The sequence below is a fragment of the Rhodoferax sp. genome (genome assembly GCF_028714215.1).
Lineage (GTDB): Bacteria > Pseudomonadota > Gammaproteobacteria > Burkholderiales > Burkholderiaceae_C > Rhodoferax.
Window position 1 is genome coordinate 1 of the sequence record NZ_JAQTMS010000014.1, and the last position, 13,024, is coordinate 13,024.

Here is a 13,024-nt window from a genome sequence, read left to right on the forward strand (position 1 = left end):
AGCAACCCGCCGTTGGTGGTATAGGCCGCCGACCCGGACGTTAACCGTATCGCATAAGACCACTGACCCCAACCGTTTGTATTGGCACTGCCGATCAGCGTCATGCCGCCACTGCCGCCCCTGATCGTGCTTGCTCCGTCTCCCAGCCAAATGCCGTGGCCGTTGGAATAGGCGGCAGTATTGTTGTAATAGCCGTCTCCCTTCAGCCAGACTGAACCGGTTGCGCCGCTATCCACGCTGGTATAGCCGAACAAGATTCCGGAACCGCCATTGTTGGGCCCCTCTCCCCACATCTTGATGGCACCGCCACCCGAGTTGAGTGTCACCCGGCCGCCACTGGTGCCATAGAGGTAGATGCCGCCCGTTTCGCCGAGTCCCGTGCCTTTTGCCGCCGCCGAACAACCGGCAGTGCTGCAAGTCCCACCGCCCATGACGATGGCGCCGCCGCCCGTGTTGATGCTGCTGCCGGAGTTGAGGGTGATGCCGCCGTTACCCGACAGAATCGTATCCAGTTGGCCGGATGTGGAACTGATGCTGGTTCCTGAACCGAACGAAATGGAACCGGTCGACTTCAATGTCAGCGTTGCGTTGCCACCAAGGGTCTTGGCGATGCTGACGTTGCTGTCCGTGGTGATGCTGCCGGCCACGTTGTCGAGGACGCTGGTCCCCGTGTTGAGTGTCGCCACATAGACATCGGCAACCGCCTGGGTAATGGTGGTGGAGCCTGGCGGGTCAATCAGCCACAGGCCACCTTTGCCCCTGGGGGCGGCGGCGCTGACGCTGGCCCCAGCCGTATCCACGGAATGCCCCGATGTCTCGATCCGGCCGCCGTCTCCGCCGTTGTCGCCGCCCTTGGCCAGCAAGGTGCCATAGGCGCGGGTTGCCGAGTTGGGGTTGGCTACATCCGACCAGACGGTCAGCGTGCCGCCGGCGCCGACTTCGGTGGCGCTGGCCTCCAGCAACGCGGTCTTCGCCACGGTGGTGGTTATGGCCTGCCGAACGGCGGCATCGGTGTTCTGCCACGAGCCGCCGACCAGCACCTCGCCGCCGCCGGACTTGCCGCTGGCGGTGAGGTGGGCCGCGTCCCCTATGTGAACCGCTTCGCCGGTGACGACGATGCGCCCACCCGTTCCAACAGTCGAGGAAGCGTCCAGGGTACCGGTAACGCCAGTCTGGCCATTGCCGGCGTCAAGGCGGATGACGCCACCGTTGCTGGTCATGCCTTGCGCCACGATGGCGCCGCTGTTATTGACCACGCTGCCCTGCAACTGGTCCGCCGCCTGCGCCGACAGAATGACGAGGCCGCCGGGTGCTTGCACGGCATGGCCGTTTTCCACCAGCGCCCGCATCGTCGCCGCTGTGACCAGGATGTTGGCCAGGGTGTTGCTGGAGTCGAACTGCAACTGGTACGTTTCGCCGGCCGCGAGGGCCACCGTGCCCAGCTGCGCGACGATCACGCCGCGGTTCCTGACTTCGGGCGCCAGCAGCGCGATGTAAGCGCCCGGCGAGGCGGTCAAATTGCCTTCATTGACGATGCTGCCGGTCGCCCCATGGCGGCTGAAGGTGTAGTTTCCGGCCATGAAGTCGTTATTGGAGAGGCTGTGCGTCGTCGCCACCAGAGCACCCACATCGACGCTCGCCCCGGGCGCGAAATAGACACCGCCGGGATTGGTCAGAAAGACCTGACCCGGCGCGCTGATCTTGCCGAAAATCTGGCTCGGATTGCTGTCGAGCACGCGGTTGAGAGTGACGCTGCCGGTGCCCGGCTGATTGAAATTGAGCTGCGCGGCACTGCCGACGTTGAAGGTCTGCCAGTCGATGGCGGCGCGCTGGCTACTCTGGTTGATGTTCATCAGCGCGCCGCTTTGCGCGATGCTGGCCGTTCCGGCGACGACCTGTCCACCGGTCGGCAGGCGTGTCGGCGCCGGCGGGTTCGGCGGTGCGGCCACGGCGACCCCGGTGGCCGCAAGCAGAAGGGCCACCGCGGCGCGCTTGCTTCTGGTCTTGGCAATTTCGGAGACAGCCACCCAGGTCCGGGCGACCTCGTTCCAGATCAGTCGATAGCATGTGTTCATGAGCGTGCTCCGGAATCAGAACGGCAGGCTGGCGGTCAGCCAGAATCGGTTCTTGCGCAGTGAGCCATCCTGGTCGTTGCCGGTGGCCGTGAGATTCGGGTTGTCGCCGATGCGCCGGGCCCAGGTACCTTTCAGGCTGGGTCCGCTGCTGGACTGCCAGGCCAGCGACAGGCCGGCCCCCTTGAGGCGATAGTCGTTCAGCGCGGCGGCGCCGACAAAGTTGTTGTTGTGGTTGATGGTGACGTGGCCATGGTCATAGAAGCACGCCACATTGAACCCTTGCGGCAGTCGCCAGCGCAGTTCGAGATTAAGCAGTTCGCCTTCGGCACCGGCGGCTTCGTCGGCCGGATAAGCGCGCACGCCGGTCATTCCCCCAAGATAAAACTTCTCCGAGGAGTCGAGATTCTTGCTGCTGCGTTGGCCCGACAGCGCGGCAAACAAGGAGAGGGTGTCGGTGATCGTCTGCTGGCGGCTGGCGGCGAAGCGCAGTTTCGCGAACCGGCCGGCGGTCTGCGCCGTGCTGGCATCGGCGGCCTGACTGGGCGAGCCGTCCAGATTGAGAGACCCTTCGATGAGCGCCAGACTGGCACTGTTGGCCGCCCCTCCGCCCAACTTGTCGAACAGGTTGCCAGCCAGGCCGAGGGTCAGCGAGTTGCTCTGGTACTGCGTCGTGGTTGCGCCGCCCGATTGGTTGTCGAAGGTCTTGTGGTCGAAGCTGGTGTTGAAATAGAGATTCTTGAGACGCGAACGGATGATCGGGTAGCTGGCTTCCCAGCCGGCCGTGCCGGATCTGCCCCGGGCATCGAGTGCGGTGAATTCGGGGGCGACCAGCCGGTAGTTCAAGGCCGAGAGATTGGCGCCCGTGCGCCAGCCATCGCTACCCACCGGGAACGTGTAGCCAAGACGGACATAGTCACTGCCCTGCGTGTGGATGGCATTGACTGCCGCCAGGTCAGCCAGACTAAAAGGGCTGTTGAGCGTGAGGTTGGCGGTGACACGGTCGCTGCCGGTGGAGCGGGCGCCGGCATTGTCGATGGCGGCTTCGCCGGCGACCAGGGGTTCAGCGGCGAGTTTCAAGACAAGGTCAGTTTCGCGGGCTCCGGCACCTTCTCGCAGCAGGCCGGAAACGGTCACGCCGGGCAGGTCGTCGGCCAGCAGAAGTGCCCGGTCAAGGGCTGCGGCATCGAGGGGTTGCCCAGCTTTCTGCCGCGCATCAAACAGGTCGAGAACAGTGGAACGCTGAATGCGCGGCGGCACTGCGCCGTCGAGGTGCACGCTGCCGAAGACGGATTCAACGATCTGTATCGTGACAACGTTGTCCTTGATATCCTGTGCCGGCAGGTAGGCGCGCACGATCCAGCCGGCTTCGCGATAAGCGTTGGCGACCGCCGCCGCCGCTGCCTGAAGCTGTGCAAAATCGACCGGACGGTTGAGATAGTCGGCTACGACCGGTGCCAGCTGCGCATCAGTAAGCAGGGTGTTGCCGCTGAAGCGGAAGGATTTCACCGTGACGACAACGCCTGCCAGTGCTCGCATCGCAGCCGGTTCGGCGGGTTTGGCGGGAAGCGCCTTGCGCGGCAAGGGGGGTTCCCGGCCTTGTTCAATCTGTTGGCGCAAACTCCCCGCATCCGGTACCGACTGACCTAGCGCCAGGCCGGTGGAAAAAATGAGCAGCGCCAGCACCGAAATCTGATTCAATCTCACAGCCCCTCCCTTGCCATAGGTTGTGCCATGCAATGGGTGGTTTACCCGTGCCCCGTTCGAAGCAATCGATTTGATAGGCGAGAAACTGCGCTGTATTCACAGTGACTCGACCACCATCATCTGCACGCAAGTGACGTGAAGGCTGCCCGCAACAGTCGAATGAGTAAGCAACGCCATCTGCTTTGCAATTTGGCGAACTATTCCAAGGCGAATAGTCTCTTGGGCCGGTGCAGTGCTTGCTGATTTAAATCAAAGGAAGTACAGGTGGTCGGCTTTACTTTGATGATCAGCCATGGGCTCTGGCCGGCCCATTGAAATCGCCGTGCAAGAAGGGCTCTTACGGCGCCGGCCCAGGCTTTTGGTCAGGCCCACGCCCCCGGGGTGCCCTGGGGACGCCTGGCCTCCCGGTGCTTCAGGCAAAGACGCCGGCCGTGTCCTGCATCCGGCTGGAGACCTCGCCCAGGTGATGCAAGGTATCGCCGAAAGTCATCTCCAACTGGGTCAGTTTCTTGAAGTAGTGACTGACGATGTATTCGTCGGTGACGCCGATGCCGCCGTGCAATTGCACCGCCTGCTGGCCGACAAAGCGCATCGAATTTCCCAACTGGAATTTGGCCCGGGCCATGGCGGCCCGGCGCTCGGCTGTCGGCGCATTGAGTTTGAGCGCGGCGTAGTAGCTCATGGAGCGCGCCAGTTCGAGCTGCATCTTCATGTCGGCGGCGCGATGGCGCAAGGCCTGGAAGCTGCTGATGAAGACGCCAAACTGTTTGCGCGTGTTCAGGTACTCGGCGGTAATGGCCATGGTCTTGTCCATCACGCCGATGGCTTCGGCGCAACTGGCGGCAATGCCGATGTCGACCGCGTGTTCCAGTGCCGTCAAACCGTCCAGCGTGATCAGACTGGCGCTGGCCTGTTGCAAGGTCAACTCCGCCGCCCGGCTGCCGTCCTGCGTGCCGTAGCCGCGGCTGGCGACGCCATCAGTGCGTGCTGCCAAGAACAAGGCCAGTTTGCCATCCACCGTGGCGGGAACAATAAACGCTTCCGCTTGGTCGCCGGCCGGCACCAGGCTTTTGGCACCGCTCAGTTTCCAGCCGTCCGCCGTCTGCGTCGCTTGGGTAGTGCAGACATCGAGCCGGTAGCGCGCGGCGCGCTCCTGGTAGGCCAGCACCAGCAAGGCCTCGCCACTGGCGATTTTGGGCAGCCACTGGGTCTGGACCGCATCCGGCGCATAGCCGGCCAGCACGGCCCCGGCGATCAGGCTCTGCTTGAGCGGCTCCAGCACCATGCCGCGTCCCAGCTCCTCCATCACCACCATGCCTTCGACCGGCCCCATGCCCATGCCATCGTGGGCTTCCGGCACGTACAGGCCACACAGTCCCAGTTCGGCCAACTCGCCGTAGGCGGCGCGTGAAAAGCCGCCGGCTTTCACCGTAGCGCGGTAGCGCTCGAAGCCGTAGCCCTTGTCAACCCATTTGCGAACCGCGTCGCGCAGTTGTTCTTGATCGTCAGAAAAATTGAAATCCATCATGCTCTCCTTTTTTGCGTCATCCCGGACCCCGGATCGGAGTCCGGGGCGGGCCCGATCCGGTGCCCATGGATTGCGGGTTCCTGAATCAAGTTCAGGACAGGCTCTACCCGCAATGACAAAGCCCGTGTTCTAGCCCAGTACCACCTGGGAAACGATGTTGCGTTGCACTTCATTGCTGCCACCGTAAATGGTGGTCTTGCGCAGGTTGAAGTAAGTGGAGGCCAGCGGCGCGCAGTAGGCAGCGCCAATGGCATCGCCCTGCCAGCCGGCTTCCATCGCCTCGTAAATCAGCGGCAGGGCGTAGGGGCCGGCCGCCAGCATCATCAGTTCGCTGTAGCGCTGCTGGATTTCGCTGCCGCGGATCTTCAGCAAGCCGGCAATGTCGAGCGACTGCTTGCCCGATTTCTCGGCCGAAAGCACCCGCAGCACCAGCATTTCCAGCGCCACCACGTCGACCTCCAGCTTGGCGATTTCGTCGCGAAAACGGGTGTCGGAATAAACGCCCTCGGCCTTGGCGATGCGTTTCAGGCGCTCCAGCTCGCGCTTGGCGCGGTTGACGTCGGCAATGTTGGTGCGCTCGTGGCTGAGCAGGTGCTTGGCGTAGGTCCAGCCCTTGTTCTCCTCGCCGATCAGGTTCTCCAGCGGCACTTCCACGTTGTCGAAAAAGACTTCGTTGACCTCGGCCTCGCCGTCCAGCAGGACCACCGGGCGCACCGTCACGCCGGGCGACTTCATGTCGATCAGCAGGAAGCTGATGCCGGTCTGGGGCTTGCCCTCGTTGCTGGTGCGCACCAGGCAGAAGATCCATTCGCCGTACTGGCCCAGCGTGGTCCAGGCCTTCTGGCCGTTGACGACGTACTTGTTGCCCTGACGCTCCGCTTTGGTCTTGACCGAGGCCAGATCCGAGCCGGAACCCGGTTCGCTGTAACCCTGGCTCCACCAAACTTCGCCACTGGCGATGCCCGGCAGAAAGCGCTGCTGCTGCTGGGCGTTGCCAAAGGCCATGATGACGGGCGCCACCATCACCGGGCCGAACGGGACCACGCGCGGGGCGCCGGCCAGGGCGCATTCTTCCTCGAACAAATGCTTCTCGACCGCGCTCCAGCCGGGGCCGCCAAAGGCCTTCGGCCAGGCGTGCCCAAGCCAGCCTTTTTTGCCCAGAATCTTGCCCCAGCGTTGCATGTCGTCACGGCTCAGGCGCAAGGCGTTGTGGACTTTGTGTGAAATGTCGGCCGGCAGGTTCTCGCGCACCCAGGCGCGAATGTCGGCGCGAAACTTCTGCTCTTCAGGGGTAAATGCCAAATCCATAGATCGCTCTCCAGTCAGGGTACGTACTTTTCCTCGCTGCGACCCAACTTGCTGCAACTGGGTCGTCACTGAATGTGCGTTTTAGCACGGTCGTTCGATTATGTCTGTCCGGGGGGTGACAGGCCCAGTTCCGTGCACAGTTTCTGCACTGTTTCGGTCAGGTGCGCCACTTGTGCTTCGAGCTGCGCCAGGCGCTCGCTGGTGCCGCCGCTGGCGGAGCCGGTTGGCCCGCCACTCTGGGTGGCATCCACCGGTCCGCACAGCAGGTGCGCCCAGCGTTGCTCGCGGGTGCCCGGCGCGCGTGCCAGCTTGAGCACCAGGGGGCCGCCTTTCTCAGCTGCGCGCTCCTGCAACTCTTCCAGGAAGCCCTCGACCGAGGAGATGTCGGCAAATTTGTACCAGCGTTCGGTGTTCAGGCGCAGCTCACCGGCGGTTTGCGGACCGCGCAGCATCAGCAGTCCCAGCAGCACGGCCGACTGCTCGGGCACGCCGATGCCGCGCTGAAAATTGTGCTCGTAGCGCGTCGTGCGGCCGCCGCTGCTTTCGCGCACCAGGCCGGCGCTCTTCAAGCGGTCCAGCGCCTCGGCGACCTCGGATTCATCGAGCTCCATCAGGGGTTCGCGGCTGGATTTCTGGTTGCAGCCCAGCAGCAGCGAATTGAGCGTCAGCGGATAGCTGTCGGGCACGGTGCGGGCTTTCTCCATCAGGGTGCCCAGCACGCGCGCCTCGGTCGGGCTGAGCAGGGGCGTTGGGGGTGCCGTGGCGGGCGTCTCGGAAGTGGTCAAGGTCATAATTCGGTCAGGTATGAAAAACATCGTTATTTTGATCTCTGGCGGCGGCTCCAACATGGCAGCCATCGTGAATGCCGCGCAGCGTGAGTGCTGGCAGGAAAAATGGGGCGCCCGCGTGGCGGCCGTCATCAGCAACAAGGCGCAGGCCCAAGGCCTGGTTTTTGCGGCCCGGCAGGGCATTGCCACCGCCGTGCTGGAGCACCAGAGCTTTGACAGCCGGCAGGCTTTCGACGCGGCGCTGTCCCAGCTCATCGACCGCTACGACGAACCGGGGCAACCGGCCCTGGTGGTGCTGGCCGGCTTCATGCGCATTTTGACGCCGGGCTTCGTCAACCATTACGCCGGCCGCCTGATCAACATCCATCCCTCGCTGCTGCCGGCTTTTCCGGGCTTGCACACGCACCGTCGCGCCATCGAAGCGGGCTGCAAGTTGGCCGGCGCCACGGTGCATCAGGTGACGGCCGAAGTGGACTGCGGCGCGATCCTGGCGCAAGCCGCCGTGCCGCTGCTGCCCGGCGACTCGCCGGAGACGCTGGCGGCGCGCGTGCTGACGCAGGAGCACCTGATCTATCCGCAGGCGATTGCCAGGTTACTGGAAGAAAGATAGCTTGAATTTTGGCTGTCATCCCGGACCTGATCCGGGATCCATGCCTCGGCGTACTGGATCCCGGCCTGCGCCGGGATGACAAAGTTGGTCACTCGTGCCGCAGCGCCTCGATCGGGTCCAGCCGGGCGGCGCGGCGGGCCGGGAAGAAGCCGAACAGCACGCCGATGCCGGCCGAGAACAGGAACGACAGCAGGTTGATGGTCGGGTTGAAGAGGTAGGGCACCTGCATCACACCGGCCAGCACGATCGACGCGATGGTAGCCAGCACGATGCCGATCAGGCCGCCCAGCGACGCCAGTACCACCGCCTCGATCAGGAACTGCAACAACACCTCGCGCTCCAACGCGCCAATGGCCAGGCGCAGCCCGATCTCGCGCGTGCGCTCGGTGACACTGACCAGCATGATGTTCATGATGCCGATGCCGCCCACCAGCAGGCTCACCGCCGCCACCGCGCCCAGCAGCATGGTCATCACCTTGGTGGTGCCGGACAAGGTGTCGGCCAGTTGCTTGGTGTCGAGCACATTGAAGTTGTCCTCATCGCTGTCGGCCAGCTTGCGCCGCTCACGCAGCAGCTGGGTGATGCTGGCCTTGACGCGGTTGGCGTCGCTGCCGTCCATCATCGACACCAGCAAGGTGTTGACGCGCGTATTGCCGGTGATGCGGCGTTGCAGCGTCTTGAGCGGCACCAGCACCACATCGTCCTGGTCGTTGCCGAAGCTGCCCTGGCCCTTGGAGGCCAGCACGCCTACGATGGCGCAGGAGATCTGCTTCACGCGCAGTTGTTCTCCGACGACCGGCCGCGTGCCATAGAGTTCGCGCCGCACCGTTGCGCCAATCAGGCAGACGGCCGAGCCGGCGCGCAGTTCGTCGTCCGAAAATTCGCGTCCGTCTTCCAGCTTCCAGTTGCCGGTGATCAGCCAGGCGTTGCTGCTGCCGATGACGCTGCTGGTCCAGTTGCGGCCGTAGGCCACCAGGGTGGCGCCAGTGCGCGCCTCGGGCGCCACGGCAGCGATGCCGCCAATCTGGCTGGCGATGGCTTCGGCATCCACGTCCTTGAAGGCCGGTGCGCCGCCGCCGCCCGGGCCCATCATGCGCTGGCCGGGACGCACCTGCAGCAGGTTGGTGCCCAGGCTGGAGATCTGGTTCTGCACCGCCAGGGTGGCGCCGTTGCCCAAGGTGACCATGGTGATGACGGCACTGACGCCGATCACGATGCCCAGGATCGTCAGAAACGAGCGCAGCAGGTTGCGCCGGATCGAGCGCAGGGCCAATAGCAAGGTGTTGAGCAGCATCAGGCGACCTCCGTCGGCGCTGGCGCCGCTGGCGTGGCGAGTGACACCTGATGCAGCCCGGCCGGGTGTGGATTGGGCTGGTCGTTGTCCACCACACCGTCGACAAAATGCACGATGCGTTTGGCGTAGGCCGCCATGTCAGCCTCGTGCGTCACCATCAGCACGGTGATGCCCAGATTCACGTTCAGACCCCACAGCAGTTCCATGATTTCGCGGCTGCGCTGGGTGTCGAGGTTGCCGGTCGGCTCATCGGCCAGCAGCACCGCCGGCTCGGTGACGATGGCGCGGGCAATCGCCACCCGCTGCTGCTGTCCGCCCGACAACTCGGCCGGCGTGTGGTGTTCCCAGCCGGTCAGGCCGACGGAGGCCAGCGCCTTGCTGGCGGCCGCGTGGCGCGCCTTGGCCGATTCGCCCCGGTAGAGCAGGGGTAGTTCCACGTTTTCCTGCGCCGAGGTGCGCGCCAGCAGGTTGAAGCCCTGGAAAACAAAACCCAGAAAGCGCCGGCGCAAGCGCGCCCGTTGGTCGCGTGACAGGGTCTCGACATGCATGCCGCGAAACAGGTATTCGCCGGTCGTGGGGGTGTCCAGACAACCCAGCACATTCATCGCGGTGGACTTGCCCGAGCCGCTGGGGCCCATGATGGCGACAAAGTCACCGGCTTCGATTTGCAGGTCGACGCCCTTGAGCGCCTGCAATGCCGTGGCCCCCTGGCCATAGACCTTAATCACCCGCTTGAGCTGGATCAGCGGGACTTCACTCATGGTGCCGTCCCGGCGCTGCGCTGGTCGGTGATCACCTGCATGCCGGCCTGCAATTCGCCGGCGGTGATCTCGGTCATGCGGCCGTCGCTGATGCCGGGGGTCACACTGACAGCCACCGCCGCGCCACCCTGCAGTACCCATACCTGTCGTGCCGCCACGCCACTGCCGGAGGCGGTTTTGGCAGCCCCGCCACGCGGCATGCGCGGGATCAGGCTGGACACAATGCCGCCACTGGACTTGGCGGCACCCGATTTGCCAGCGGTCTGCGTTGGCGTGAAGCGCAGTGCCGTGTTGGGCACCAGCAGCACATCTTGCCGTTCGGTCGACGTGATCGTGGCCGAGGCCGTCATGCCGGGACGCAACGACAGGTCGGTGTTGTCAACGTCGAGGTAGGTCACATAGGTCACCACGTTGTCGGTGGTGGTGGAGCCATACGCCACGCGGGTGACGGTGGCCGGGTATTTGCGGGACGGGTAGGCACTGACGGTGAAGCTGGCCTTTTGCCCCGCTTTGACCGATCCGACATCGGCTTCGTCCACATTCACCTGCAGCCTGACCTTGGCCAGATCCCCGGCCACGGTAAACAGGGTGACCGCCTGCAGCGAGGCGGCCACCGCATTGCCGGGGTCCACCGTGCGGGTCAGGATGACACCGTCGATGGGAGAACGGATCGAAGCTTTGGACAGATTGGTTTCATCGGTCGACGCTGCCGCGCGGGCGTCGGCCACGCTGGCACGGGCGCTCAACTCGTCGGCCCGCGCGCGTTCCAGGGTGGCCCGGCCGGTGTCGAGTTCGGCCTTGGACGGCACTTTGCCACCTGACAGGCGCGCCACTTCTTCCAGTCGCGCCAGGTTGCTCTGCGCCTCTTTGACCGTGGCCTCGGTTTGTGTCACCTTGGCCAGCGCGGAGGCCAGTGCGGCGCGCGAGCGCGCCACCTGATCGTTCAGCTTGGCGGTATCGAGTTCCACCAGCACCTGGCCTTTTTTGATCTTGTCGTTCACATCCACCAGCACGCGCAGCACGGTGCCCGAGAGCTCGCTGCCAATGCTGACCGAGGTGGTGGGCTGTATCGTGCCGTTGGCGGCCACGGTCAAGGTGAGGTTGCCGCGCCCCACCGCTTCGGTCACAAAGACCGGCGCCGCATTGTTCCTGGCGCTCGCTTGCCAGAAATAGATGCCCGCTGCCGCCAGCAGCACCAGTCCCGCCGTAACCCAGACCATGCCGCGGCGCCACCAGACCTGCGGCGGCGCCTCATCCAGAACGGCTTGCAGATCGGTGGGGGTCCCAGGTTTGCTGGTGGCGGCTTCGCTTGTCATGATGGTTTCCAGAAATTCAGGTTGTATCAATTCCAGCCGCCGCCCAGCGCCTTGTACAGGCGCACATGGTCGGTGCTGATGTCGGTGCTGGCACTGGCCACGCTGTCTTGTGCCGTCAGCAGCGTGCGCTGGGTCTGCAGCACGGTCTGGAAGTCGATCAGGCCGCTGCTGTAGCGGTTCTGCGCCAGCAAGGCGGCGTTGGCCGCCGCCGTGGCGGCGTTTTGCAGGTGGCCCCATCGCGTGCGGTCGCCGGCCAGCGCCACCAGTGCGTCTTCCACATCTTTCAGGGCCGTCAGGACGACTGCCTGGTAGCCGGCGCGCGCCTGCTCCAGCGCCGCTTCCTGGGCCTGCACCTGAGCCCGCGCGGCACCGCCATCAAACAGGGGAATCGAGACACTGCCCATCAAGGCGCTGACCACCGAGGCACTGTTGGTCAGCGTACCCAGCGTCAGGGCATTGAGGCCCAGTGAGCCGCCGATCGAAAAGCCGGGGAAGCGCGCCGCGTCAGCGGCCGAGACCCGTGCCAGCGCCGCGCTGATGCGGTGTTCGGCCGCGCGCACGTCGGCTCGCTGGCGCAGGGTTTGCGCCGGAATGCTCAGGGCCAGATCTGGCGCCGCATGGGGCACCGGCTGCGCCGGCGTCAACAACAATTCCAGCGCCGCCGGGGGCTGGCCGGTCAACACCGCCAGGCTGTGCCGGCTGGTGGCGATGCTGGTCTCCAGTGCGGGAATCTGGGCGCCGGTCTGTTCGCTGGCGGCGCGCGCCTGCTCCACCTCCAGCGAAGTGATCAGCCCAGCCTGCGCGCGCCAGTCGGTGATTTGCAGGGTTTCATGCTGGCTCGTCAGGTTGTCGCGGGCGATCTGCAAGCGTGCCTGCTGACCGCGCAGCTGGAGGTAGGCCAGCGCCACCTCGGCAGCCACCGATACCTGCGTGTCGGCCAGCGTTGCGGCGGCCGCCTGGGTGTCGGCCTCGGCGGCGCTCAGGGCGCTGCGATTGCCGCCAAAGACATCGATTTCCCAACTGGCATCCAGACCGACCCGGAAACTGTTGCTGGCGTCCTGCTCGCCGGACTTGCTGCGCTGGGCCGAAGCGGAGCCCGCCACACCGGGCAGCAGGGCGGCCCCCTTGACGTCGCGCAGGGCGCGCGACTGTTGCAGCGCCGCCCGTGCCGACTGGATGCTGGTGTTGGCCTGCAAGGCCTGGGTCACCAGCGAACTCAGCAAGGGGTCGTTGAAGCGCTGCCACCACTGCGCCAGTGACGTCGCGGGCAAAACGCTGGCGTTGCTGCCGGACCAGGCTGCCGGGACTGCGATGTCGGGCACCGGCGGGGTCGTGGGTGACCAGGACGAGCAGCCGCACAAGGCGATGGCGAGTACCGTGGCCAGCGCGGCATGCGTCGCACTGGCGGACGGCCGGCTGCGGGGCCACGGTGATTCGGGTTGTTGTGAGGCCATCGGTTCCTGCAATTCAGAGTGCGTTGGAGTTGCCATTGTGATCCAGACAAATGAATTAGAACTTGTCCGTAAATAACTGAGGGCCGCGTTGGGACGCAATCGGGATGAGTTGTCCGCCAACATTTCGCAGCATGGGCTGCCTGCCCATGCAAGGAATTTGGTGGGCAAATCGCCCGATTTCGACCC

Annotated in this window: 10 protein-coding genes; 1 reads left to right on the forward strand and 9 read right to left on the reverse strand. The window is 64.9% G+C overall.

From position 1 onward, the window contains the following. The 5 genes from PHS32_RS08585 to PHS32_RS08605 all read right to left on the reverse strand — a co-directional run. On the reverse strand, window positions 1-2,075 hold a 2,075-nt coding region (locus tag PHS32_RS08585), incomplete at its 3' end, for a filamentous hemagglutinin N-terminal domain-containing protein (protein ID WP_301078510.1). Between the two features lie 15 nt (window positions 2,076-2,090). Further along, window positions 2,091-3,773 (reverse strand): ShlB/FhaC/HecB family hemolysin secretion/activation protein, encoded by a 1,683-nt coding sequence (locus PHS32_RS08590; protein ID WP_301078511.1) that lies wholly within the window; start codon window positions 3,771-3,773, stop codon window positions 2,091-2,093. Window positions 3,774-4,191: 418 nt separating this feature from the next. Beyond that, entirely contained in the window at window positions 4,192-5,304 is a 1,113-nt protein-coding gene (locus tag PHS32_RS08595) for an acyl-CoA dehydrogenase family protein (RefSeq protein ID WP_301078588.1), read from the reverse strand. Between the two features lie 132 nt (window positions 5,305-5,436). Further along, window positions 5,437-6,615 carry an acyl-CoA dehydrogenase family protein gene (locus PHS32_RS08600; protein ID WP_301078512.1) on the reverse strand — a complete coding sequence of 393 codons (1,179 nt, stop codon included), beginning with the start codon at window positions 6,613-6,615 and terminating at the stop codon, window positions 5,437-5,439. 98 nt (window positions 6,616-6,713) lie between these two features. Continuing rightward, on the reverse strand, window positions 6,714-7,406 hold the full coding sequence (locus PHS32_RS08605; RefSeq protein ID WP_301078513.1) for a YceH family protein: 693 nt from the start codon (window positions 7,404-7,406) through the stop codon (window positions 6,714-6,716). Between the two features lie 13 nt (window positions 7,407-7,419). On the opposite strand from PHS32_RS08605, the gene purN reads away from it, so the two are divergent. After that, complete coding sequence (gene purN / locus PHS32_RS08610; protein WP_301078514.1) at window positions 7,420-8,013, forward strand: phosphoribosylglycinamide formyltransferase; 594 nt, start codon at window positions 7,420-7,422, stop codon at window positions 8,011-8,013. Between the two features lie 88 nt (window positions 8,014-8,101). Here the strand turns inward: purN and PHS32_RS08615 are convergent, their stop codons facing one another. From PHS32_RS08615 to PHS32_RS08630, 4 genes are read right to left on the reverse strand one after another with little or no spacing between them, the layout of a single operon-like run. Continuing rightward, complete coding sequence (locus tag PHS32_RS08615; RefSeq protein WP_301078515.1) at window positions 8,102-9,307, reverse strand: ABC transporter permease; 1,206 nt, start codon at window positions 9,305-9,307, stop codon at window positions 8,102-8,104. Next, window positions 9,307-10,068 (reverse strand): ABC transporter ATP-binding protein, encoded by a 762-nt coding sequence (locus PHS32_RS08620; RefSeq protein WP_301078516.1) that lies wholly within the window; start codon window positions 10,066-10,068, stop codon window positions 9,307-9,309. The genes PHS32_RS08615 and PHS32_RS08620 overlap by 1 nt, the downstream gene beginning before the upstream one ends. Then, the gene (locus PHS32_RS08625) at window positions 10,065-11,384 is read right to left on the reverse strand and encodes an efflux RND transporter periplasmic adaptor subunit (protein ID WP_301078517.1); all 1,320 of its coding nucleotides are present in this window, start codon (window positions 11,382-11,384) and stop codon (window positions 10,065-10,067) included. The genes PHS32_RS08620 and PHS32_RS08625 overlap by 4 nt, the downstream gene beginning before the upstream one ends. A 26-nt stretch (window positions 11,385-11,410) precedes the next feature. Further along, entirely contained in the window at window positions 11,411-12,838 is a 1,428-nt protein-coding gene (locus tag PHS32_RS08630) for an efflux transporter outer membrane subunit (protein ID WP_301078518.1), read from the reverse strand. Window positions 12,839-13,024 lie beyond the last annotated feature (186 nt).